Source organism: Sporosarcina sp. Y838 (assembly GCF_056786515.1).
In genome coordinates, this window is the sequence record NZ_JBXCJD010000006.1 from 61,135 (window position 1) to 84,893 (window position 23,759).

Consider the following 23,759-nt stretch of genomic DNA (forward strand, 5'->3'; position numbering starts at 1 on the left):
ACCGGCTAGTTAACTTATGCCAAATATGTTTCCCGCCACTTTTTACGTTCCTTTTCATTTAATTGTGCTTCGATAACCTCATCCCAGTGACTTGTTAGTGTATTCCAAACACGCGCGTATAATATATCTTCAGATTTGTTATACAAATGAAATTCTATACATTGTGATGATTCAGTTGCTAACTCAGATGCAGATATAATTTCTGAAACAATGACTTGAACGTTTCCTTCACCTGACTCAACACCACTCTTTTTAAGCACTTCTATTAATAAGTCATCTTCTATAACTGCCAAATCCCTCTCATCAAAACCAACAAAATAACGGTAGACTTCGGCATTTTCATATGCACCTTTTTTTATTTCGCCTATCAAAAACGCTGAATGACTAGGACTATAGAGCGTCTGTGTCGATTTTTTTTCTGGTTCATGTTCAAAAACCCCTTTCTTCAGCTGTTCAATCCCGGCTTCAGTCAATGAAAAAAAGCCTTCTCTCTTTTCAATTACACCAGTTCTGGACATTTTATCGATTAAATCAGTAATAAAGAGCTGTTCTACGAGAAGAACTTCACTTAATTCTTCTACTGTCGAAAATTCAGCTTTTCCAAATGCAATCAACATCATTTTCATGAGTATATCCATTTTAGTTCGCATTACCGTTTTATATTCAATTTCAATTAAATGTATAGGTAGATTCCATATTAGAGAACCCATTACTTTTAGATTGATGTCCTGCTGAAGTTCCTTTGTTAACCGCGCTTTCAACTCAATCATTAACCTGGGACCTCCATCCATCAAATTACGATTTAACAATTCCATCTAGACCTCTTAAGCCATTTTTCATTTTGATATTCTCAAGTAAACGTCCGTACATTTTCCTCGAACTAGGATGTTTCGTCTGTACTGTAAACATTTCTGAACTCCCTACTATAATGAGTAGTTCACGTGCTCGAGATAACGCAACATTTAAACGTCTATAATCTCTCGCAAAACCGATATCTCCACCTTTTTCCCGATGGTTTCTAACAAAACTCAATATAATGACATCCATTTCCATTCCTTGAAACTTATCAACCGAACCGGTTCTGCAATTTAAATGTTGAGGTATCAGCTCTTGATGAATTAGCCGATCCATCCTTTTGACTTGTTCACCGTAGAAACTAATTACGCCGACACTTTTTTTAGTATCTTGATTCATTAGCCCAGAGGTTTTGGCCTTCTCAGTAGCCATATCTAGATCCTTCAATATTTTACAAGTCATGTTTAGTTCAGCTTGATTGAAACGACTTGTGCCGCCCTTGACCTTCTCTTCGAAATACTTTTGTTCGTTCGGCATATCAAACCATAACAGATGATCTTTTCTATTCACGAAGTGGGAATCAAGCAAATGATCACGCAAGGAATCCGAATCAGTTAACCCGCAGCGTAAACTGTAATTCCCTTCTTCATAGAACGGCGTAATTGTTTCCATAATACTTTCATGCATGCGGTACTGAATACCCAGCATCGTTTTGTTTTGTTTTGGCAACGTTCTGAAAAGACGTTCAAATAATGATTCTTTCAAAAGCTTTTCCAGTTCATTCTTTTCTTCATGACTGTTGCTTTCTTCAAGTAATTCTTCAAGAGTTGCTTGTCCCATGAGCGGAGGCAACTGATGATGATCTCCAACTAATATGATTTTTTTCCCTTTTAACATTGGGAGAAGTAGTTCTGGCGGCGTCGCCTTGGAAACTTCATCGATAATAACTACATCGAAAGTAGGATACTCCTCCATGAAATCACGCCGTGCAGACGCAACGCAGGTTGTACCAATTACGTTTGCGTGTTTAACATATAGTTTTCGTATTTCATCTAAATCATATTCAGTGGCATTAGTCAGAAGTGAAACCCATTCTTTTTGGAGTTTATCTGTTATTGGTAGTCGTTCTTTTTCTACTTTAAGTTTTTCTACTTCAGTGGAAATGGTTTGAATGGTAGTTAAAACTTGTTTACGGATTTCTTCAGGATTTTCATCCAATAGCTTATCCAAGGTAATCATTACTTTTTCCAACTTCATGAGATTGCTGCTCAATGCCTCAGTTTTATCTCTAATATCTTCAAGTGCCTTTGAAGTATCTAAATAATGTTCTTCATTAATTCTATTTTCATGCTTTTTCTTTTCTAATTCATCTTTATATTGTTTGATATCCTTCTTATTCTCATTATAATCCGAAAAAACGATCTCATTTTTCTTCAATTCCTCTATTGCAGCACTGATTGTCATAGTTTCGTCAACGGGTTCCACTTTTTCTAAAAGTTTCATGGCCGTTTGCTGAAGACTGATGATCTCAGCTTGGTGATTACTAACAATTAAGTCGATTGCTTTTTTTTCTTGTCCTATTTCCACTATGGATTGATTCGTCTGTTCGCTAATTTCGGTTTTTATGACTGAATACATTTTTTTCGAGTTTATCTTAATTTGATTTTGTTTTTCAAAACCTGCTTCTTGCAATTCTGAAAATCTCTTTCTTTCATATAACATTTCAAGTGCAATTGCTATTTTTTCGAGATTATCATATTTTTGTGCAGAGTAGCTACGCGTTTCTAGGCTACTCTTGGTAGATGGGTGAATTAGAAATTTACCTACACGGTCAATAAGGCTATGAATTTCTTTTATAGAACTATATTTATCATTTACTGTTCTTTTCAGTTCTTTCTTAATAAAACCATTATCTTTCAATAAACGCTCAATCATTTCAATGGCATTGTATAGTCGCTGTGAAAGTTCTTGCCACTCACTGTATCCAACATCCGCTGTTTCAGATTTAATAGTGGCGATCAATTGATTTAACTCGGTAATTTTCCACTGTGTGTTGAAGTGTGGAATAATTTCAAACGAATCCATGTGTTTTTGTAAACGATCTATTTTAGTGATTTTTTGAATATCCTCCAAAAATACATGAAGTCGCTTCTTTTTGTTATTTATTATTTGTACTTCTTTATGGAGGGCCCCAATGGACCTATTCATCTCGTCAATCTTATTTACTGTTTGACTATAGCTAATGAAGTATTGAAGCTTTTCTATTCGTAGTTCTAATTTTTCCATTTGCCCCGCTGTAGCTATACTTGTGCTTTTCGATAAGACGAGTTCTTCAAGACGATTAACATCACTGGTTAACGTCGTTTCAGATTGGATGAATGCGGCCTGAATTTTGACCAACTTATCACTTTCTTCTTTCAAGCTCTTCAGATTAGTAAGTTGCTTTTTCATAGTCAATGAATTAGTTATGTATTCTTTTTGAGCCGCTTCCTTCAATTCAACTTTTTTGTCTAAAGATACCAATTCATTCTTCATTTCTGTTAACTTTACGCCATGACTTACTAACAAATCATTTATTTGTATTTCTCTATTTGTATTCGACTGGCGTTTTGCATTAATGGTATTTAACGTCACGTTTTTCCAGTTTATAGCTACGTTTTCTTCAATGAACTTTTTGCCTTCTTCCTCAATACTTTCAGTTCGACCATAACGTAAAATTCGGACGTCCTGATGAGATAGAAGTCTTCCGAGTGCATTATCCACAGCAAGGTTTGCTTGAGAAGCAACGAGAGTACGCAGTCCAGCTTTGACATTCTGATGGCATATCTCTGAAATAACCGTCGTTTTCCCTGTACCCGGTGGTCCTTGAATAACGTACAAATCATTTGAAGTCATTGCTCCAGTGACTGCTTCTTTCTGGAACTGGTTAAGTTCATTATGAAAAACAAGATTCTGTTGTTTCTTGGAAATACGTACAACTGGGCGCTCTTCAAAAAGTACCCTTTCCAAATTTGCATTAGCAGCAAGTCCATCCTGTAGATCTTTGAACCCCTTTCGAAGTCTCCTTACCTGGCTCAGCGCAGCAAAGTTACTAAATACTACTTCCTTATATGTATTCGGATTCCATTCATTCCGGCGAGCCATCTCTTTATAGTTGCGACTCAATTCGATTTCTACAATCCCTTTGCCCTTACTCGTATTAATAACATTTCCAATTTCATTTTGAAGTCCTTTCAACTTAACACTGAAACCATTAATTGTATTCCATTCATTTCCTTTTAGTTCTTTACATCGAATGGTCAATTTACTGAAGTCTGCATTCAAAGATGCGTGTGAAAAAGGCGTCGTCAAATCATCGACATCGGCAATTCTTTCCTCTACTCGCAGATAGCCTTCCCAGCCGGCAATTCTTTTCTTCACATACTCCGAACGTTCTTGTGCAATCGGCAATTCTCGAATGCTTGTGTAAAGATCAATCGGCATTGCAATACCTGTGCTACGCCCTACCAGAAATTTCAAGCGTGCTGGAAGACGTCTGTTTGTCTGGACGGGTTCTTTCCTTCCCCTAACTTGAAAACCGGTTGCCAAAAAACTTTCATTTTGATAAACGCATTCCATTACGGCCACTCTATCATTTAGACGTTTTGATAAAACTTCATTCGCTACGTTATCAAAGTAAATTGAAAACGACATATTCCCCTGTCTATTATTCGGTCGTTTTTCAATATATACATAAAAGGATTCTTGCATCGAAAAAAATGCATATTCGTCCATTGTCAATTTCGTTATTCCTTTGCGGGCATTATCCGTCATGCCTAGTCCGCACCGCATTACCTTAAGTGTGGATGTATCTTGTTTCATTAGCATGCCCTCTTTCACAATCTGATAACTATAAACATGGAAAAGTCAGCATCCCTATTCAGATTACTGACTTTTCATTATGACTTATACGATTATTTTGTACTGATTTCTCATTTGTAAAATGCGGCTAACAGACGAACTACCTTGTTGGTCCAATAAATCAGCAATTACCTTTTTTCGTGTTTTGGATTTTCACTCTAGACAATTATAGTGTATTTCCGAAGCAGTGTCCCATATAGTCACTTGCACCAATGACAATAAATCCCTGAATAATTATCCTGAATTGAGAGAACATAAGTATACACAAAATGGAGGTGACTTTTTGAACATAAATAGCAATTCGAACAAAAGAACTTATACAGTATCTGGAACAGATATTGAAGACGTAAAAAGAAAAAATGCAAACTCGGGCCTAACTTATAATGAAGTAAAAGAATTAATTGCCAAGAGTGGCGGACTTGGAACTGGTATCTACAGTGATACAAATCCAGATGAAGTGACAAGGAACAATCACATATAGCAATTCATTTTAATAGGGGGTGAAAAAATGGAGAAAGACAAAAGTAACGATAAGGGTAAGAAAGCGACTAGTGTAACACCCCAAGGTTATGCAGATACTGACCTATCAAAAGATCCAAAAAGCAAACTGGAAGAAGCCGCTAAAAAGAAGAACACGAAATAATAATTTGTCTTTTTTGCACATTACGACATCAATTTGAAGTTGACTGCAATATAATCCAAACTCAGCCTTTAAGTTGTAGGCTGAGTTTATTTGTACGTATTACTGCCGTCCATGATACAATAAAGATTATACGATCCAAGTATATTGTGAGCGAATACAATCTGAATAACCTGAGATATTATCCGAGTAATTGATTGTTTTCTATCTGACGCGTTAAAACATTAACAACCTCATTGTGAAAGGGGGATCATTTCATTGATTAATGAAGCAAAGTTAAATAAAGAAGCCATGCACATCCTTAAGTTGACAAGTAGAACCTTTTATATCCCCATCAAATTACTAAATCCAACATTAAGAAAGTCTGTAGGATCAGCATATTTATGTATGCGAGCAATTGATGAAATTGAAGATCACGAAGGATTACAATCGGAGACGAAGCAATATCTTTTGCGCTCAACAAGCGAACTTTTAAAAGCAGACTTTGATGGTGCAGCCTATCAACAACTATTAAAGCCTTATGAGGACCTTTTACCTGAAGTAACATTAAGGCTGGCTGATTGGCTATCTTTTTGTCCGGAAAATATTATGGACAAGGTAAAAGAGTCAACAAGTATTATGGCAGACGGAATGGCGAAATGGGTCGAGAAGGATTGGTTAGTTAAAACCAAAGAAGATTTAGATGAATATACATACTATGTAGCAGGATTAGTAGGTGTTATGCTTTCGGACATATGGGAGATGTATGATGGAACTAAAACAGATCGTGAATTAGCTATAGGATACGGACGTGGTTTGCAGGCAGTCAATATGCTTCGCAATCAAGAGGAAGATGCTGATCGTGGCGTTCATTTTATTCCCGATGGTTGGGACCGTAACGACATGTTTTCCTATGCAACAAAGAACTTGGATAAAGCGGATGCCTATGTAGAGTCATTAGACACTAAAAACATTCTTTTATTCTGTAAAATCCCACTTGCCTTGGCAAAAACAACATTAAAAACGCTTAAGAGTGGTAAAGAAAAAATGTCACGAGCTGAAGTTGAATCTACAGTAGATGAAATTATTAATGAAAATTGACACCAATTTATATTAATAATTTCGAAAAAGTATAGGTAATGCATTAAAAAACATCCCAGCCCTTGTCAATATGACATAGGCTGGGATGTTTTTTCAAATGCCACAACTTTGCTCAGCTTCCTTTATTTTTTATTGTCTGTTGAATCCTTCTTTCTTGTGTCAGCTGAATTCTTTTCATCAATGGGTTTCTTAGAAGACTCGCGCAACTTCGCAATATCTGTTTCCTCACCGAATTCAGTATCGTAACTGAGATTATTAACGCCTCGACGATTGATTTCTTTATCTGCGACTGTTTCTTCGATTGGATTAAATAAGATACCCAAGCAAGCCAATCCACTTAACCCTACCAGACCGTAAACCACCCGTGATAAAAACGCCTCTTGTCCACCAAATAGTGATGCTACCAAATCAAACTTAAAGAATCCAATTAAGCCCCAGTTGATTGCTCCAATTATTACCAAAGCCAAGGCGATTCGTTGTATCGTTCTCATGATTTTAACACCTCCCTTATTTAATAAGCAGTTTCGAACAATTATTGAATCCGCAATACCGTTTCGAGTTTTAAAGGGATTACATCATTACGAATGGGCACCATAAAAACACTCTTCTCGGTAATTGTTAAGATTCGTTATTATCTTCTGCTAAAAAAGCGTTTTAATACATAAATCATAAAAATTTGTGGAGTTAATCGGCACTAATCCTATATATTTTATGCTTCCCGTTTTTGATCCTTGGTGATGTCAATTTTCTTTATACAAATGAATGTACCAACAAATCACATTTTATATATTAAAAATGATTAGGATTAAATCGGTATATAAATACTGAATAAATATATCATTTTATTTAAAGTGGAAACTACTACTAGTAGCTTCTACTCCTATGCTATTATTAACATTGTTCGAAAAAGAGGTTCGAAAACTCCCTCTCAAAAAAACTAAGGAGATGTTTACTATGAAAAATGAAAAAGCAGTCGTTGTATTCAGTGGCGGCCAAGACAGTACGACATGTCTAATTTGGGCATTGAAAAATTTCGCTGAAGTTGCGACGGTCACGTTTGATTATGGTCAGCGCCATTCAGCGGAAATTGAATGTGCAAGAAAAATTGCGGATGAGCTCGGTGTGTCGTTTAAACTGCTCGATATGAGCCTTATTAATCAACTATCTGCTAATGCTTTGACACGTGATGAAATCGAAGTAAAAGAAGTAGATGGTGAATTACCTTCTACCTTTGTTCCAGGAAGGAATCATCTATTTCTGTCGTTTGCGGCTGTCTATGCGGATGCGATTGGAGCCCGGCACTTAATAACGGGTGTGAGTGAAACTGATTTTAGCGGATATCCAGATTGCCGTGACAATTTTATTAAGTCATTGAATGTCACGTTGAATTTAGCAATGGATGGGCGCTTTGTTATCCATACGCCTTTAATGTGGCTGGATAAGGCCGAGGTCTGGGCAATGGCTGATGAATTAGATGCACTTGATTTTGTACAGCACAAAACACTTACATGCTACAACGGGATTCCAAGTTCAGGCTGCGGGGAATGTCCAGCTTGTGTGTTACGAAATGATGGACTAACTGCTTACATTACTAAAAAGTCTGAAGGTGTTTCCGAATGATGCAGCAATTTTACCCACAAGTTCAGCACTCGTTTCGTTTTGAACTTAACAAAGACATGCATTTTTCGGCGGCGCATTACATTCCGAGTGAAAATGCTGGAAAGTGCCAAGTGATGCATGGGCATACGTACTATTTGAACATAACAATCGGAGGAAATGAATTGGATTCAATTGGTTTTCTGATTGATTTCAAGGAACTCAAAACCCTCATTCATGATAAATATGATCATTCCGTATTGAATGATCATCCTGAATTTAAGGCTAACTTCCCTACAACTGAGAAATTAGCCGAACAGATTTATAATTCAATTCAGGAAGTTCTACAGACGAGGAGCAATAAAGCAGTCTGTCTTCAGGTCATTGTCCGTGAAACGCCAACAAGCTACGTCATCTACCGGCCTAAACTGGAGGAGAACGTATGAAGATTCCTGTGATGGAGGTGTTCGGACCAACTATTCAAGGTGAAGGAATGGTAATGGGATTGAAAACGATGTTCGTTCGGACATCAGGGTGTGATTATTCATGCTCGTGGTGTGATTCCAGTTTCACGTGGGATGGTTCAGGAAAGAGCGTTTCGAAACAACCTATTGAAATTATAGATGAACTTAAAGCAATTGGCGGGCAGTCATTTTCACATGTAACAATTTCAGGTGGGAATCCTGCGCTTCATAAAGGTATCGGGGAACTTGTTGATTTATGCCATGAACAAGGCTGGAAAGTTGCGGTTGAAACGCAGGCTTCTTTTTGGCAGGATTGGTTGTTGGAAATCGATGATATTACCCTTTCTCCAAAACCACCTAGTTCTGGAATGGCAACAGATTTCAGCAAACTGGATACATTTATGGAGAAACTGCTTAATACGACGGCTAGTTTGAAAATCGTCATTTTTGATGAAGTGGATTTCAAATTTGCCGAAGCCGTCCACCAACGTTACCCGGCTTTTCCTTTCTTTTTACAGACAGGAAACGATGATACGACGACGACTGAAAATGAACTGCTAGTGTCTTCTCTACTGAATCGGTATGAATGGTTGGTTGATTTGACCGTCAATTCATCTATCATGAATGACGTTAGGGTGTTACCTCAGCTCCATACCCTTATATGGGGGAATAAACGTGGGGTTTAGATATGTACTAATAAAATTACGCATGGTAATTGTCCAGAATCGCCAGCGAATAATTTAATCCACACAATGAGCAATACGGATACAGTTGTATTACTATATTGAACGACTTCAATACATTATCGAAATGTCTTAATACGTAGGGATGCGATTTCGTCGCATCCCTACTTTCATTTTAAGGAAGAACACTTCTTATAGCACACAGCAAAGAATACAATGTGCTAAGTACTAGAGTACCCAAAAACTATTCATTCGTCTATCTACCACTTGTCTCTTATACAGTTTAAACTGTTCTAGAAAATAGCCTTAACTTCCAGTGTTGTTAATGAATAAAAACGGGTATAATTAAGCATACGAGAAACTATGGAATAGGGGGCTCGATTAGATGAAGAGAAAAGTCAGTAATTCTGAATACCGTGTTCTTGAAAAGGAGTTTCGCTATTTGGAACAAGCAGGAAAGCTTGGGACGGATCAAAGAAGCGCACTTCTATCGGAATACGAGCCTACTGAACGAGTGGGTTTTGTGCGGGTCTTGCTGGTCTTTGGAGCCATTTTAATAGGTGTCGGTATTTTAAGTTTCATCGCTGGAAATTGGCAGGAAATACCGAAACTTGCAAAGTTTATTCTATTATTCTTTGCGACAGCTGGCTTTTATATTGGCGGCTATAAAATGGAAGAACGTTATCCAAAAACATCGCGTAGCCTTTATTATATCGGTGTGGCTGTGTACGGTGCTGGTATCTTCTTGATTGGCCAGATGTTTAACCTAAGCGCAGGCGTCTATGCAGATTTCTTCATGTGGGGACTCGGGATATTACCGCTCGCATATTACTTGAAAGATAAATTTATAGCTGCAGTATCAACAGGATTTTTCATTATCTATGGATTCAATGTATGGGGTGGAATCAGTGGTGTACCTTACTTCCTTCTACTTGTCATTCCATTTCTTTTTTGGATGAATGAAAAAAGGTTCGATCATTCTAGAGGTTTGTTCATCGCTAATACGGTTTTAGCAATGACGTTTATTTTCAATTTATTCATCTATTTTGATGTGCATGGGCTTCTTATTGCAAGTACTTTCTTCATCATTGGGTTATTTCTCGCCTTTTACCCGTTTGGCAGGTACCAATTATCGTCTGAATGGCTTGGTTCAGTTGTCTATGGAATAGCGGGTCTATTTCTAACATTTCCAACTACTTGGATAGATGTTGTTTCTGGAGAAACTGCCGAAATCATGGCGATTATTTTCACAATTGTTTTCGCGATAAAACTACTGTTCTTCTTGAAAATCGGTAGTTTACCCGCTGTTCTCATTGTTTGTGCACTGATTTTCCGCTTTTACGCAGATTTGTCATATGACTTCATGCCAAAATCACTATTCTTTGTCATTGGTGGTTTGATCCTAATTGGCTTTGGTTTCTGGTTTGAAAAGACACGTCAGAGGAAAGGTGATAGCCAATGAACAGGATGAAAAATAAGCGTTTTGGTTTCATCGTTGCATTAGCCATCCCTCTTATATTGTTAATTAGCTTGACTTTTAAACCGCTATGGGCGCTAACGTACGGTGAAGATATCAGCTTGTTAACTGTGCCTGTGGATCCGAGAGATTTATTGTATGGAGATTATGTAACGCTCCGCTATGAAATTGAGGAAGTTGCAAAAAGCGAAATTCCCACAAGTATTTTGAAAAAAATTGAAAAACACACGAATTCCAATCAGTTAACTGTTTATGGAAAGCTAGTTAAACAGGGAGACATTTATGTACTTGATAGCTTAACTGATAAAAAACCAAAAGGCAGTATTTACTTAACTGGAAAACTGAATGGCTATGACTATCAAAATACGACAGGTATAAACGTTCATTCCATTAACTTTGGTTTAGATAGATTCTATGTACCAGAAAACGCTGGAAAAGAGCTTGAGGATTTATCTGCTAAAGGGCAATTGGTTGCTCACTTAAAGGTGAAAAACGGTTATGCAATTTTGAAGGATATTCAAGCAATTCAATAACATGAAAAAGCCCAAAACAAGTTCAGGTGAACTGTTTAGGGCTTTTTTGTTTAGCTTTTCAATCGTTTTTTGATTTCCATATCATTCAACCACTTTTCAAGCACACCGTATTTAGCTTCAATCGGACTTCTAAGTGGTCCTATAACTAGAACTGTCTTCGTATATCCCTTGGTAACAGCGACTAAGTTTTCCATTGTTCCCTCGCCCCCATCTGCTACAGGGACAAGAACCGTTTCTGCATTTGGAAGCGCTTGGAAAACACCTTTTTCAATCGATCGTGCAGCTTCCATCGCTGTGACACTGCCTTTAAATGAATCTGGAGCGATAACTATTTTAATCTTTAACTCCCCCTTTATTCAACCGTTTACAACAACTAGCATTCATTTATAATAAAATTATAGTCCTGCCTTTAATATTGTACGGGCTATTGCGCTCCGAGCATTGGTTATTTTTGATATGCAAGTACAATTCCCGCGAATGTTTTCGCGATCATTTCCATTGCAGGTTCGTGAAAGTCAAAACGTTCATGATGATGTGGAAAGACATTATCTGTGTCATCCATTTTTGCTCCAACGAAGAAAAATGCACCTGGAATTCTTTGCAGAAAATAAGAAAAGTCTTCAACCGGCATAATTGGTTGAGTTTCCACCAAAACGTCCATACCAAATGCATCCGTTACCACTTGGCGGACAATATTCACTTGTGTTGGATGATTCCAAAGTGCGTCATAGCCTTTTTCTATTTGGACTTCAACTTCACAACCGAGTCCACGACCTACAAATTGTGCAAGTTCAATTAGACGTTTGCCGGCAAGCATTCGCAAGTCCTCATCAAAGACGCGAATTGTCCCTTCCATAACTGCTTTCTCAGGAATGACGTTATCCGCATCCCCTGCATGAAACTTCCCTATCGAAATGACAAGTTCTTTCAATGGGTCTGCATTGCGGCTTACAATCGACTGTAGGGCAACCATAATATGACCGGCTGCCAGAATCGGGTCTGCCCCATTTTGCGGTTCCGCCCCATGTGTTCCAGAACCATTTACAGTGATTTTTATCGTATCTTCTCCAGCCTGTAAATAACCATCACGCACATAGACATAACCCGCCTCCATATTGGACTGTAGATGGGCACCGTAAATCGCATCGACGTTTTCAAGGCAACCATCTTCAATCATTGCCCTTGACCCACCAGGTGGCAGTTCTTCCCCGAACTGATGAATGAGCACAATAGTTCCCTGAAGTTGGTCCTTTACTGAATTCAAAGATTTCGCAAACCCTAGTAATGCTGCAGTATGACCGTCATGCCCACAAGCATGCATGACTCCGGGAACAGTTGATTGATAAGGGACATTTTTAGCATCTTGAATTGGCAACGCATCAAAATCCGCTCTAAATGCAATTGTTTTCCCAGACCTCCCACCACGAATTATCCCCGTGACTCCTCTTCCACCAACCCCCCGCCTAACTTCAATTCCCAAGTCTTCCAAGTAGTTCGCGATGAAATTAGGCGTTTCAATCTCCTGATGTGATAGCTCAGGATGCATATGTAAATGACGACGAATCTTTATCATTTCCATCCTAGCATCCGATATATTCTTGAATATCACTTCTTTTAGCATTCATAATTCTCCTTCCATTTAATGAATTTAAATTGTAGCCCTTCTAGTCAGTTAATCATAAAGCAATAGAGAAAGGAAATCCTAATTTCCCTTTATTCATTTTTGCATAATTATACTTGTGCAAGAATGAACATACATGTTATACTTTTCAACGTTATCAACTATTTACATAAAAAAATCTTCCCTATTTTTAAATATCTATTGCCGCTATTCTGAAAAATCAGTACAATTTATTTACTTCTAAATAATAATTCAAAATTGAATAATGTCATTCTGAGGAAAGGTGGTCGTATGTTAGGATTTTTCTTACATCCAAATTCAAGGGAAGAAATTATCGATTCATATGACGAAGACATCATCGTAACCAATCACGCAGGTATCATAGTAAAAGCCTCGCAAATTAGTGGAAGAAATTATGGTATACAAGCTGAAGAGTTACTCGGAAAGTCCGTTTATGCGCTGGAGAAAATGGGGATATTCTCGCCTGCCATAACACCTCTAGTACTTCAACAGAAAAAGAAAGTAGTCATTATACAATCCACACCTGCTGGACAGAAAGTACTTATTACTGGTATGCCTTTTTTTAATGAATCGGGTGAAGTTGAATTTGTAATGAGCTATTCATATGAAGTAGCAGAACTTCTGGTTATTCAGGAATACATGAAAGATCTTGAACTTGAAATGTCTTTGGCAAAACAAGAACTATCTCACTTACGTAAAGAAAATCTTACAATTGATGGGCTGACGATTGAAAGCAGATCAACTCGAATCGCCTATGAAACTGCACGTAATGCAGCCGCACTAGACGTCTCCATTTTCCTTTATGGAGAAGCAGGAACCGGGAAAACGACAATGGCAAAGGTCATTCACAATGAAAGCACTCGTAAAGATGGGCCATTCATTGAAATCGACTGCGAAACAATACCTGAAGCGATGTTTGAACGAGAATTATTCGGTGGTGAGTTTGAAAACACAGAAACCGGATTGTTGACGTTATCTCATGGAGGTACACTCTATTTAAAAGGGATTAATAAGTTGTCTGTTCATTTACAAGGGAAACTGATGAGTGTTTTAAAAGCACGTGAATACACACCTATCCATTCAACGATAGCCATTCCACTTAATGTGAGACTCATCAGCTCTTCCGAAAGTGTTCTTACAGATGCATTACTTGGAAAAGAATTTCACCGAGACTTATATTATTTACTTCATATTGTGCCTATTTATTTAAAACCATTACATGAGAGAAAAGAAGATTTGAGTGCTTTAATTACATTTTATTTGCATCACTTTGCCAGTTATCACCATACCGAGAAGAGAATTGCAGATGATTTGTTTAACCATCTACTTCGACTTGAATGGACGAGTAATCACAGCGAGCTGAAGAATGTAATGGAACGACTTGTTGTTCAAAGTAATTCTTCTATTATCACGTCGATAGACTTACCACCAGAATACCGCAAGGAAACCACAAATGATTTGTCTATTATTCATCTTGAAGGTCGTACGCTCCCAAGCATTTTAGAAGACGTAGAAATGAAAGTCTTAAGAGACGCACAAGAGCGCTATCGAACAACAACTGAAATTGCGAAATTCTTAGGAATAAGTCAACCTTCCGTCGTACGCAAACTAAAAAAATACAATGAATTTCAATAGGAGTGTCTAGATTGTCTCTACAAAACAATGAAAAACAAGATTGGCTTCATATGGTCGACAATATCGGAAACTTTCTAGCACCAAGCATGGCAAAAGACCATCCGAATTTACCGGTTGTTAAAGCTGAGGGATGTTATTACTACGGCGCTGATGGTAAAAGGTATTTAGACTTCACATCTGGTATTGCCGTGGAAAACGTCGGTCATCGTCATCCCAAAGTAGTTCAGGCGATAAAAGACAGTGCGGACAACCTTATACATGGTCCCTCGGGCGTCATCATTTACGAATCAATTCTAAAACTCGCTGCGGAATTACAATCGATTTTGCCACCAAAACTCGATAACTTCTTTTTCGCAAATAGTGGTACTGAAGCGATTGAAGGTGCATTAAAACTTGCCAAGTACACTTCTCGCCGACCTTATATTGTTTCTTTTACAGGATGCTTCCACGGACGTTCAATGGGCGCATTAAGCGTTACAACATCTAAAAGTAAATACCGAAAACATCTGCAACCCACATGGCTTTCATATCAATTGCCATATGCTTTACCTGAATATCTTCCTGAAGGGGCAGATCCTGAAGTCTTCTTCCCTGAAAAACTAGAACAAGACGTAAAAAAACTTTTCAGTCACCAAGTTGACCCTGAAGAAGTCGCCTGCATGATCATCGAACCAGTTCTCGGCGAAGGTGGCTACATCATTCCGCCAAAGGCATGGCTTAAAAAAGTTCGTGAAATTTGCGACCGTCATGGCATTCTTCTTATTTTCGATGAAGTCCAAACAGGGTTTGGCCGTACTGGTAATTGGTTTGCTGCACAGACATTTGATGTTAAACCGGACATCATGGCGATTGCTAAAGGGATTGCTGCAGGACTTCCGTTAAGTGCGACGGTCGCCTCCAAGGAACTGATGGATCAATGGCCGCTCGGCACACATGGAACGACTTTTGGCGGTAACCCTATAGCTTGTTCTGCTGCCCTTGCTTCTCTTGAAGTGATGAAAGAAGAAAAGTTATTGGAAAACGCGACCGAAATGGGTGCCTATGCAAAGAAACGCCTGCTTGAAATGAAAGAGAAGCACCCAGTTATTACCGATATTAGAGGTGTCGGCTTGATGATTGGTATCGAACTCGGTAATCCTGATTCGGGTGAACCTGATGGCGAAGCCGTAATGACTGTACTAGATAGTTGTCTCCAAAAAGGCGTTCTGTTCTACTTATGCGGTAACTCGGGTGAAGTAATCCGGATGATTCCCCCGCTTACAATAACGAAAGAGCAGATTGACGATGGATTGAACGTATTGGATGAAGCTTTAACGGAATTCGAAAATAAAACCAATTGAGAATGGAGAGATTTAATATGAAAAAATGGTCAGGAATTGCACTTCTACTCGTTTTAGTTATGAGCGTACTAGCGGCATGTGGAACGAAAGATGAGGCGGATAGCGGAACAACAGGTACTTCAGATACGGAAGAAACCAAGATTCTTAAGATGGGAACTTCAGCTGATTACCCTCCTTTCGAATATGTTGACACTGCGGTAGGTGATGAAATTATTGGCTTCGATATAGATTTAGCAAAAATGGTTGCTAAAGAACTTGGCTATGAGCTTGAAATTGAAGATATGGATTTCAATGGCCTAATTCCAGCGTTACAAGCAAAGAGCATTGACATGGTCGTTGCAGGTATGGACGGCAACAATGAAGAACGTAAAAAAGTAGTGGATTTTTCAACAGCATATTTCACAGCAACAAATCTGGTAATTACAGCAAAAGACAGCAACATCAATAGTGCGGAAGATCTTAAAGGTAAAAAAGTAGGCGCACAAACAGCTTCTGTTCAAGAAAAAGGTGCGCAATCACTTGAAGAACAATTTGGGTATACAGTCGAAAGCCGGGACCGTGTTCCAGATTTATTCCAAGAAATCAAATCTGGCCATCTTGATGCAATCGTAATTGCGGATGTAGTGGCAAATGGCTACATCGAGTCAGATAAGGACCTATCCAGTTTTGAGCTTCCTGAAGAGCACAAATTAGGTTTATCAATGGCATTCCAAAAGGACAGTCCATTGACTGCTGAATTCGACCAAGCCCTAAAAGAATTACAAGACAAAGGCGAAGTGGAAAAACTAGTTTTGAAATGGTTCAGTAACTAAGCAACTAAGTCAGATAGGAAGAGAGGGTGTAACCCATGAATTTAGACTTTACACAAATTGCTCCCTCGATTCCTTATATTCTGCAAGGAATCGCGGTCACTCTAAAAATTGTTGGCGTTGCGGCACTTATTGGTTTTGCAATCGGAATTCTTTTGGCATTATGCAAAATCGGACCATTTAAAGGACTCAAATGGTTTGCGGATATCTATACGTCCATTTTCCGTGGAACACCGTTAATTCTCCAACTTCTTTTAATCTATTACGGTACCCCACAACTTTTTGATATAAAAGTCAGTGCGTATACCGCAGCTATCTTGGCATTCGGTTTAAATTCGGGTGCATATATCTCAGAAATTATTAGAGCTGGTATTTTAGCTGTAGATAAAGGACAGCTAGAAGCTTCAATGGCGCTCGGTATTCCTTATAAGAAAATGATGAAAGATATCGTTCTACCGCAAGCTTTGAAAAATATTTTACCCGCATTAGTAAATGAGTTTATAACGTTAACGAAGGAATCCGCGATTGTCACTGTAATTGGTGTCACGGACATTATGAGAAGATCTTATATTGTCGGTGGTAGCACTTATCGCTATTTTGAATCCCTTATCTTCGCAGGTGTCATCTACTATCTAATGGTAATTGTGTTAACACTTCTTGGGAAAGTGATTGAAAGGAGGATGAGAAGAAGTGATTAAGATTCAGAATCTCCGTAAAAACTTCGGGAAAGTTGAGGTTTTGAAAGGTATTTCAACCACCATTAAACAAGGGGAAATCATCGCGATTATTGGCCCTTCAGGTTCCGGGAAATCAACATTTCTTCGTTGCATCAATCTCCTTGAAAATCCCTCTAGCGGACAAATATGGGTGAATGAAAATGAAGTGACAAATCCCAAAGTGAATATCATGAAGGTTAGAGAACAAGTGGGAATGGTATTTCAACAGTTTAACCTCTTCCCTCATAAGACTGTTCTTGAAAATATTATATATGCACCAATGATGGTAAAAGGTACTTCGAAGAATGATGCAGAAATTCTTGGACGTGAATTATTAAAAAAAGTGGGCCTTTCCGAAAAAGAGAAAGAACATCCAGTAAGGTTATCAGGTGGGCAAAAGCAGCGTGTAGCAATTGCAAGGGCTTTGGCAATGTCACCTGAAATGATGCTGTTTGATGAGCCGACTTCCGCCCTTGACCCCGAAATGGTTAAGGAAGTACTGGAAGTTATTAAATCTTTAGCGGTAACGGGAATGACAATGGCAATTGTCACACATGAAATGGGATTTGCAAGAGAAGTGGCAGATCGCGTGTTATTTTTAGACGATGGTCAATTAGTAGAAGATGCCCCCCCTGCCGAGTTCTTCTCTTCACCAAAGAGTAAACGAGCACAAGACTTTTTAGAGAAGATTTTGTAAATTAAATAATTATATAATTACTACTACCAGTTACTCAGCAAACTATTTAAGCCGAGTAACTGGCTTTTTGTTTTAACGCATAAAGTTCAAGTCTAATCCACAGACTATAATAACGAAAACAATAATTCACTTGGAAATAGGATTATGTAACTGACGCGGATAGTGCGAGTCGTATCTATTATATTTCAATGAAATTGGCCTCTACGTAGTTATGATATCGTACGCCTAATAATGATAAATTAATTTTACTTTTTCTAAAAATAACTATATTGACTAGGAATTAGACGTGCTATAATTAGTATTGTTTTCACATGAGAGGCGTGATGTTAGGGTTGGAAAATAAGCTGAAGCTATATGGCTTTAACAACCTCACCAAGACACTTAGCTTCAACATCTATGATGTTTGCTATGCGAAAAGTGAGCGGGAGCAAAGTGAATATATCGAGTATATTGATGAACAATATAATTCTGAGAGATTAACGGCTATTCTCCATGAAGTGACCGAAATTATTGGTGCTCAAGTTTTGAATGTTAGTAAGCAGGATTATGATCCCCAGGGTGCGAGCGTAACAATTCTTATCTCTGAAGGTTCCTTTCCTGGACCACTGATTGACGGCCCTTACAGTCAAGAGGAACTGTCAATTTTTAAAACCCGTAATACAGTTGTAGGTCATTTGGACAAAAGTCATGTGACTGTGCATACATATCCTGAATATCACCCAGATAACTCGATTGCTACTTTCCGGGTAGATATCGATGTCTCGACGTGTGGTAAAATATCACCTTTGAATGCACTGGATTATCTGATTGGCAGTTTTGATTCGGATATTATAACTACTGATTACCGCGTGCGTGGGTTTACTCGTAGCATTGAAGGGAAGAAAGTATATATAGATCATGCTATGGAATCCATCCGGGATTATATTGACAGTGAAACCTTGCTGAAATACGATTGGAAAGATATTAATGTCCATCAATCAAATATTTTCCACACGAAACTATTGATAAAAGACATAAACTTACAAAATTATTTGTTTAATACGAATGTCTCTGAGCTTCCTATTAGTGAAAGACTCGAGATTACAACGATGTTACGTAGAGAAATGACAGAGATTTTTAACGGTTCTAATATAGATGAATAAGGGGTGATAACGTGACAAATCATTTGCAACATAGAGCCCCCATCATGGAGGCCCTCAATCAATATAAATCTATGCGTGTCGTCCCTTTCGATGTCCCTGGTCATAAACGCGGAAGAGGTAATCCTGAATTAGCTGCATTCTTAGGTGAGCAATGCCTGACCATGGATGTCAATTCCATGAAGCCGCTTGATAATCTATGTCATCCGGTTTCAGTAATCAAAGAGGCTGAAGAATTAGCTGCTCAAGCCTTTAATGCAAAGAATGCCTTTTTCATGGTGAATGGGACAACATCTGCTGTACAGGCAATGATCATGACGGCATGCAAAGCTGGAGATAAGATCATTATGCCTCGCAACGTTCATCGTAGCGCCATTAATGCACTCATTTTAAGCGGTGCTGTACCCATTTATGTAAATCCCGGCGTCCACAGTGAACTCGGTATTCCCCTAGGGATGTCCGTAAAAGATGTGGAACAAGCTATTTTAGAGAATACAGATGCTAAAGCCATTCTTATCAATAACCCTACTTATTATGGGATTTGTTCTAACTTGAAGGCACTAACCGATCTAGCCCATAAGCATGGCATGCTCGTCCTTGTAGATGAAGCACATGGCACGCATTTCTACTTCGGTAATAACCTCCCTGCTTCTGCAATGTCAGTTGGTGCTGATATGGCATCCGTTAGTATGCACAAATCTGGAGGTTCATTGACACAAAGTTCATTTTTATTGATTAATAATGACGTAAGTGAAGGTTATACACGACAAATTATTAATTTGACGCAAACAACAAGCGGTTCTTACTTATTGCTATCCTCTTTAGATATCTCAAGACGAAGTTTAGCTCTTAATGGGATAGAGATTTTTAAAAAAGTAGCAGAAATGGCGCAATACACCAGGGATGAAATCAACAAAATTGATGGCTATTACGCCTATTCAAGAGAGCTTATTAATGGAGATACCATTTACGACTTTGACGTAACGAAACTCTCGGTAGATACGCGTGAAATCGGATTGGCTGGAATTGAAGTATATGATATTCTGCGAGATGAGTATGATATTCAAATCGAGTTTGGCGATATCGGTAATATTTTGGCCTATATTTCTGTTGGCGATAGGCATTTGGATTTGGAACGTTTAGTAGCTGCCTTAGCAGAGATCAAACGTCGCTACTCTAAAGATAAAAACAGGATTTACATTCATGAATATATCAGTCCGTTGGTGGTTTTAACCCCGCAAGAGGCCTTTTATGCACCCAAGCAAAAGTTACCTATCTCAGAAAGCGCGGGTTATATTTCCAGCGAATTCGTGATGTGCTACCCACCTGGCATCCCTATTCTAGCTCCAGGTGAACGAATTACAAAAGAGATTTTAGATTTCATTGATTACTCAAAAGTAAAAGGTTGTTTCCTAACCGGTACTGAGGACAGCAATATTGAAAATATTAATGTATTGAAGGAGTTGGTGGAATGAATTTATGGTACACAGAAAATCATTCGCCCAATGTCCGTTTTTCATTGAAAGTGGAAGAGCACCTCTACACCGGTAAAAGTGATTTTCAAAAAATCGATATTTTACAAACGGCAGAGTTCGGAAGAGTTCTAACACTTGATGGACTGGTCATGTTGACAGAAAAGGATGAATTCATTTATCACGAAATGATTACACATGTTGCACTTGCGACTAATCCGGTTATCAAAAAAGTGCTAGTTATCGGAGCAGGTGATGGTGGAACAATCCGCGAGTTAACTGCCTATCCGACGATTGAGGAAATCGATATGGTGGAAATTGATAAATTGGTTGTAGATGTATGCAAGGAATACTTGCCACAGACGGCCTCAAAACTGGATGACCCTAGAGTCAAATTACACTTTGAAGACGGGTTAAAATTTGTTCGCAGGATTGAAAATGAATATGATTTAATTATCGTGGATTCAACAGACCCATTTGGTCCAGGCGAAGGATTATTCACTAAAGAATTTTACGGCAACTGTTACAAAGCTCTAACTGATGATGGAATTCTTGTAAATCAGCACGAAAGTCCATTTTACGCTGAAGACGCACTCGGGATGAGGAAAGCACATCAAAAAATTGTAGGGTTCTTCCCTGTTTGTAAAGTGTATCAATTTCATATGCCCACTTATCCATCCGGACATTGGTTATTTGGTTTCGCGTCCAAAAAGTTTGACCCTATTCAAGATTTGGATGTAGCGGCTTGGAACGAACTTGGCTTGAAAACGAAGTATTACAATACGGGTATACATGTCGGTTCATTCGCTCTTCCAAACTATGTAAAGGAGCAATTAAAAGATGTTGAATAGAAATATTGAAACGTTTATTGGCTGTGACAATGAATATGATGAATCAAAAATCGTCATTTTCGGTGCCCCTTTCGACTCAACGACTTCTTTCCGCCCAGGTACTCGATTTGCTAGTAAAGCCATGCGCGGTGAATCGTTTGGTATTGAGACGTATAGCCCCTATCAGGATAGAGATTTGGAAGATATCACTGTATTTGACGGTGGCGATTTAGAATTAAGTTTCGGAAATACTTCTAGAGCGCTAGGACAAATTGAGGATTTTACAACTCAAATTTTGAATGACAGCAAGATCCCATGTATGATTGGCGGAGAACATCTAGTGACACTCGGTGCTGTAAGAGCTGTTGCTAAAAAACATCCCGACTTACATGTGATTCAGTTTGACGCACATGCAGATTTACGTGAGGATTATCTCGATGAGACTCTTTCTCATGCTACTGTCATACACAGGGTATGGGACTTGCTTGGAGATGATAAAATCTTCCAGTTCGGTATCCGCTCTGGCGACCGTAGCGAATTCCAATGGGGGCAAGACCACGTCTTTACTAACAAGTTCAACTTTAACGGTTTAGAAGAAATTGTTGATAAGCTTAAAGGAAAACCCATTTATTTAACCATTGATTTGGATGTCTTGGATCCTTCTGTTTTTCCTGGAACAGGTACACCTGAAGCTGGTGGTGTCAGCTTTATGGATTTACTGAATGCCATATTAACAGCGAGCGGTCTTAATATTGTCGCATGTGATGTAAATGAGCTATCCCCTATTTACGATCAAAGCGGCGTTTCCACAGCTGTCGCATGCAAAGTGTTAAGAGAATTGTTATTAGCAATTAATACCGACTAAAAGAATTTTTTATCTTAATTCTTATATGTAAATTAATTTCATAATTTCTAATTATAATTAAAAAACTTAACATTAACTAAATTTCGTTATCGATTACTCACTTGCATGGATGAGCTCCGTTGATTGTAACGAGAAGCGTCTGCCTGGAGTGTAAATCAACCTTGTTCAGAATTTAATACAATATCCTCTATATAATGAAATTGATTCAGATAACTAAAAATAATAAAATGGCGGTGTATATTAATGGGAAAAGCTTTAATTATTGGTGCTGGTGGAGTTGCAGGGGTCGTTGCTCATAAATGTTGTCAGGTTCCAGACGTGTTCGAAGAAATCTGTATCGCAAGCCGTACAGTTTCTAAATGTGACGCATTGAAAGATAAACTAGACGGCGGTCGTACTAAAATTCAAACAGCGCAAGTAGATGCGGACAATGTAGAAGAATTAGTTGAACTTATCAATCGTTTCCAACCAGATATCGTCATTAACGTTGCATTGCCTTACCAGGACTTAACGATTATGGATGCATGCCTTGCTACTGGCGTTGACTATGTCGATACGGCAAATTATGAACCACTTGACGAAGCCAAGTTTGAATACAGCTGGCAATGGGCGTACAGAGAACGTTTTGAAAAGGCGGGTATCACTGCCCTACTTGGTAGTGGTTTTGACCCTGGTGTTACAGGTGTCTTCTCTGCACATGCGTTAAAGCATCATTTCGATGAAATTCATACAATTGACATTGTAGATGCAAACGCTGGTGATCATGGTTATCCTTTCGCTACAAACTTTAATCCAGAAATTAACATCCGTGAAATAACAGCAAATGGTAGCTATTTTGAGAATGGTGAGTTTATCGAAACTCCGCCATTGTCAATTAAACGTGTTTATGATCTTCCTGAAATCGGTCCAAAAGATGTTTACTTGTTACATCATGAGGAATTGGAATCTCTTGCACTCAATATTACTGGTATCAAAAAGATTCGTTTCTGGATGACGTTCTCAGAGAATTATTTGAACCATTTAAAAGTACTTGAAAACGTTGGCATGACTTCTATTGAACCTATTATTTTCGAAGGTAAGGAAATTGTTCCATTACAATTCTTAAAAGCAATCTTACCGGATCCTTCTTCCCTAGGTCCTAGAACAGTAGGCAAAACGAATATCGGCTGTATCTTCACAGGTATCAAAGATGGCGAAGAGAAAACATATTATGTCTATAATGTCTGTGACCATCAAGAATGTTATGCAGAAGTCGGTTCACAAGCGATTTCTTATACAACCGGGGTACCTGCAATGATTGGTGCTATGCTTGTTATGACTGGTAAATGGAAGAATCCCGGCGTACACAATATCGAAGAGTTCAATCCTGATCCATTCATGGAAGCACTCAACAAATACGGTTTGCCATGGCAGGAAAGCTTCAATCCTGAACTGATTGACTGAGGA

General features: G+C 38.4%; 22 protein-coding genes, 1 pseudogene and 1 riboswitch. Of the genes and pseudogenes, 18 read left to right on the forward strand and 5 right to left on the reverse strand.

Annotated elements, in window-relative coordinates; all coding sequences use genetic code 11:
* Positions 1-14: 14 nt before the first annotated feature.
* Entirely contained in the window at positions 15-815 is an 801-nt protein-coding gene (locus tag AC1TO4_RS10125) for a hypothetical protein (protein ID WP_482105217.1), read from the reverse strand.
* Positions 796-4,656, reverse strand: coding sequence for an AAA domain-containing protein (locus AC1TO4_RS10130; protein ID WP_482105218.1), 3,861 nt, complete (start codon positions 4,654-4,656; stop codon positions 796-798). The genes AC1TO4_RS10125 and AC1TO4_RS10130 overlap by 20 nt, the downstream gene beginning before the upstream one ends.
* Before the next feature lie 322 nt (positions 4,657-4,978).
* Between AC1TO4_RS10130 and AC1TO4_RS10135 the strand changes: the two genes are divergently transcribed.
* The 3 genes from AC1TO4_RS10135 to AC1TO4_RS10145 all read left to right on the forward strand — a co-directional run bounded on the left by AC1TO4_RS10135 (position 4,979) and on the right by AC1TO4_RS10145 (position 6,415).
* Positions 4,979-5,176, forward strand: coding sequence for a gamma-type small acid-soluble spore protein (locus AC1TO4_RS10135; protein WP_482105219.1), 198 nt, complete (start codon positions 4,979-4,981; stop codon positions 5,174-5,176).
* Positions 5,177-5,203: 27 nt separating this feature from the next.
* On the forward strand, positions 5,204-5,338 hold the full coding sequence (gene sspL / locus AC1TO4_RS10140) for a small, acid-soluble spore protein L (RefSeq protein ID WP_482105220.1): 135 nt from the start codon (positions 5,204-5,206) through the stop codon (positions 5,336-5,338).
* Between the two features lie 255 nt (positions 5,339-5,593).
* Positions 5,594-6,415 carry a squalene/phytoene synthase family protein gene (locus AC1TO4_RS10145; protein WP_482100706.1) on the forward strand — a complete coding sequence of 274 codons (822 nt, stop codon included), beginning with the start codon at positions 5,594-5,596 and terminating at the stop codon, positions 6,413-6,415.
* Positions 6,416-6,537: 122 nt separating this feature from the next.
* On the opposite strand, the gene AC1TO4_RS10150 is transcribed toward AC1TO4_RS10145, so the two are convergent.
* A complete protein-coding gene (locus tag AC1TO4_RS10150; RefSeq protein WP_482105221.1) occupies positions 6,538-6,906 on the reverse strand; it encodes a DUF378 domain-containing protein in 369 nt (122 codons plus the stop codon).
* Positions 6,907-7,318: 412 nt separating this feature from the next.
* Positions 7,319-7,362, forward strand: a riboswitch (PreQ1 riboswitch).
* A 7-nt stretch (positions 7,363-7,369) separates the two neighbouring features.
* Here AC1TO4_RS10150 and queC point away from each other — a divergent pair.
* From queC to AC1TO4_RS10175, 5 genes are all read left to right on the forward strand, one after another.
* Entirely contained in the window at positions 7,370-8,035 is a 666-nt protein-coding gene (queC, locus tag AC1TO4_RS10155) for a 7-cyano-7-deazaguanine synthase QueC (RefSeq protein WP_482105222.1), read from the forward strand.
* Positions 8,032-8,457 (forward strand): 6-carboxytetrahydropterin synthase QueD, encoded by a 426-nt coding sequence (gene queD, locus AC1TO4_RS10160; RefSeq protein ID WP_482100709.1) that lies wholly within the window; start codon positions 8,032-8,034, stop codon positions 8,455-8,457. Before queC ends, queD begins: the two co-directional genes overlap by 4 nt.
* Entirely contained in the window at positions 8,454-9,161 is a 708-nt protein-coding gene (gene queE, locus AC1TO4_RS10165) for a 7-carboxy-7-deazaguanine synthase QueE (RefSeq protein WP_482105223.1), read from the forward strand. Before queD ends, queE begins: the two co-directional genes overlap by 4 nt.
* Positions 9,162-9,543: 382 nt before the next feature.
* Positions 9,544-10,620, forward strand: a complete 1,077-nt coding sequence (locus AC1TO4_RS10170; RefSeq protein ID WP_482105224.1) for a DUF2157 domain-containing protein — start codon at positions 9,544-9,546, stop codon at positions 10,618-10,620.
* Positions 10,617-11,168 carry a GDYXXLXY domain-containing protein gene (locus AC1TO4_RS10175; protein ID WP_482105225.1) on the forward strand — a complete coding sequence of 184 codons (552 nt, stop codon included), beginning with the start codon at positions 10,617-10,619 and terminating at the stop codon, positions 11,166-11,168. Before AC1TO4_RS10170 ends, AC1TO4_RS10175 begins: the two co-directional genes overlap by 4 nt.
* Before the next feature lie 98 nt (positions 11,169-11,266).
* On the opposite strand, the pseudogene AC1TO4_RS10180 reads toward AC1TO4_RS10175, so the two are convergent.
* Positions 11,267-11,506: pseudogene (locus tag AC1TO4_RS10180) on the reverse strand (glycerate kinase); the annotation flags it as partial.
* Between the two features lie 107 nt (positions 11,507-11,613).
* Entirely contained in the window at positions 11,614-12,789 is a 1,176-nt protein-coding gene (locus AC1TO4_RS10185) for a M20 metallopeptidase family protein (protein ID WP_482105226.1), read from the reverse strand.
* 291 nt (positions 12,790-13,080) lie between these two features.
* On the opposite strand from AC1TO4_RS10185, the gene AC1TO4_RS10190 reads away from it, so the two are divergent.
* The 10 genes from AC1TO4_RS10190 (at position 13,081) to AC1TO4_RS10235 (ending at position 23,756) form a co-directional block, all read left to right on the forward strand.
* The gene (locus AC1TO4_RS10190; RefSeq protein ID WP_482105227.1) at positions 13,081-14,445 is read left to right on the forward strand and encodes a sigma 54-interacting transcriptional regulator; all 1,365 of its coding nucleotides are present in this window, start codon (positions 13,081-13,083) and stop codon (positions 14,443-14,445) included.
* An 11-nt stretch (positions 14,446-14,456) separates the two neighbouring features.
* Positions 14,457-15,785, forward strand: a complete 1,329-nt coding sequence (locus tag AC1TO4_RS10195) for an aspartate aminotransferase family protein (RefSeq protein WP_482105228.1) — start codon at positions 14,457-14,459, stop codon at positions 15,783-15,785.
* 17 nt (positions 15,786-15,802) lie between these two features.
* Entirely contained in the window at positions 15,803-16,597 is a 795-nt protein-coding gene (locus AC1TO4_RS10200) for a transporter substrate-binding domain-containing protein (protein WP_482105229.1), read from the forward strand.
* A gap of 35 nt (positions 16,598-16,632) precedes the next feature.
* Positions 16,633-17,292 carry an amino acid ABC transporter permease gene (locus tag AC1TO4_RS10205; RefSeq protein ID WP_482105230.1) on the forward strand — a complete coding sequence of 220 codons (660 nt, stop codon included), beginning with the start codon at positions 16,633-16,635 and terminating at the stop codon, positions 17,290-17,292.
* Positions 17,285-18,007: an amino acid ABC transporter ATP-binding protein gene (locus AC1TO4_RS10210; protein WP_482105231.1), complete on the forward strand. Its 723-nt coding sequence runs from the start codon at positions 17,285-17,287 to the stop codon at positions 18,005-18,007. The genes AC1TO4_RS10205 and AC1TO4_RS10210 overlap by 8 nt, the downstream gene beginning before the upstream one ends.
* Positions 18,008-18,330: 323 nt before the next feature.
* Complete coding sequence (gene speD, locus AC1TO4_RS10215) at positions 18,331-19,149, forward strand: adenosylmethionine decarboxylase (RefSeq protein ID WP_482105232.1); 819 nt, start codon at positions 18,331-18,333, stop codon at positions 19,147-19,149.
* A gap of 44 nt (positions 19,150-19,193) precedes the next feature.
* Positions 19,194-20,621, forward strand: a complete 1,428-nt coding sequence (locus AC1TO4_RS10220; RefSeq protein WP_482101006.1) for an aminotransferase class I/II-fold pyridoxal phosphate-dependent enzyme — start codon at positions 19,194-19,196, stop codon at positions 20,619-20,621.
* A complete protein-coding gene (gene speE / locus AC1TO4_RS10225) occupies positions 20,618-21,469 on the forward strand; it encodes a polyamine aminopropyltransferase (protein ID WP_482105233.1) in 852 nt (283 codons plus the stop codon). Before AC1TO4_RS10220 ends, speE begins: the two co-directional genes overlap by 4 nt.
* Positions 21,459-22,313, forward strand: coding sequence for an agmatinase (gene speB, locus AC1TO4_RS10230; RefSeq protein WP_482105234.1), 855 nt, complete (start codon positions 21,459-21,461; stop codon positions 22,311-22,313). Before speE ends, speB begins: the two co-directional genes overlap by 11 nt.
* A 243-nt stretch (positions 22,314-22,556) precedes the next feature.
* Entirely contained in the window at positions 22,557-23,756 is a 1,200-nt protein-coding gene (locus AC1TO4_RS10235; protein ID WP_482105235.1) for a saccharopine dehydrogenase family protein, read from the forward strand.
* The last annotated feature ends 3 nt before the right edge of the window (positions 23,757-23,759 follow it).

Bases quoted from the DNA above. Each gene is read 5' to 3' on its own strand.
- AC1TO4_RS10125 (WP_482105217.1), bottom strand. From the start codon at position 815: ATGGAATTGTTAAATCGTAATTTGATGGATGGAGGTCCCAGGTTAATG.
- AC1TO4_RS10130 (WP_482105218.1), bottom strand. From the start codon at position 4,656: ATGAAACAAGATACATCCACACTTAAGGTAATGCGGTGCGGACTAGGC.
- sspL (WP_482105220.1), top strand. From the start codon at position 5,204: ATGGAGAAAGACAAAAGTAACGATAAGGGTAAGAAAGCGACTAGTGTA.
- AC1TO4_RS10150 (WP_482105221.1), bottom strand. From the start codon at position 6,906: ATGAGAACGATACAACGAATCGCCTTGGCTTTGGTAATAATTGGAGCA.
- queC (WP_482105222.1), top strand. From the start codon at position 7,370: ATGAAAAATGAAAAAGCAGTCGTTGTATTCAGTGGCGGCCAAGACAGT.
- queD (WP_482100709.1), top strand. From the start codon at position 8,032: ATGATGCAGCAATTTTACCCACAAGTTCAGCACTCGTTTCGTTTTGAA.
- queE (WP_482105223.1), top strand. From the start codon at position 8,454: ATGAAGATTCCTGTGATGGAGGTGTTCGGACCAACTATTCAAGGTGAA.
- AC1TO4_RS10170 (WP_482105224.1), top strand. From the start codon at position 9,544: ATGAAGAGAAAAGTCAGTAATTCTGAATACCGTGTTCTTGAAAAGGAG.
- AC1TO4_RS10175 (WP_482105225.1), top strand. From the start codon at position 10,617: ATGAACAGGATGAAAAATAAGCGTTTTGGTTTCATCGTTGCATTAGCC.
- AC1TO4_RS10185 (WP_482105226.1), bottom strand. From the start codon at position 12,789: ATGCTAAAAGAAGTGATATTCAAGAATATATCGGATGCTAGGATGGAA.
- AC1TO4_RS10190 (WP_482105227.1), top strand. From the start codon at position 13,081: ATGTTAGGATTTTTCTTACATCCAAATTCAAGGGAAGAAATTATCGAT.
- AC1TO4_RS10200 (WP_482105229.1), top strand. From the start codon at position 15,803: ATGAAAAAATGGTCAGGAATTGCACTTCTACTCGTTTTAGTTATGAGC.
- AC1TO4_RS10205 (WP_482105230.1), top strand. From the start codon at position 16,633: ATGAATTTAGACTTTACACAAATTGCTCCCTCGATTCCTTATATTCTG.
- speD (WP_482105232.1), top strand. From the start codon at position 18,331: ATGTTAGGGTTGGAAAATAAGCTGAAGCTATATGGCTTTAACAACCTC.
- AC1TO4_RS10220 (WP_482101006.1), top strand. From the start codon at position 19,194: ATGGAGGCCCTCAATCAATATAAATCTATGCGTGTCGTCCCTTTCGAT.
- speE (WP_482105233.1), top strand. From the start codon at position 20,618: ATGAATTTATGGTACACAGAAAATCATTCGCCCAATGTCCGTTTTTCA.
- speB (WP_482105234.1), top strand. From the start codon at position 21,459: ATGTTGAATAGAAATATTGAAACGTTTATTGGCTGTGACAATGAATAT.
- AC1TO4_RS10235 (WP_482105235.1), top strand. From the start codon at position 22,557: ATGGGAAAAGCTTTAATTATTGGTGCTGGTGGAGTTGCAGGGGTCGTT.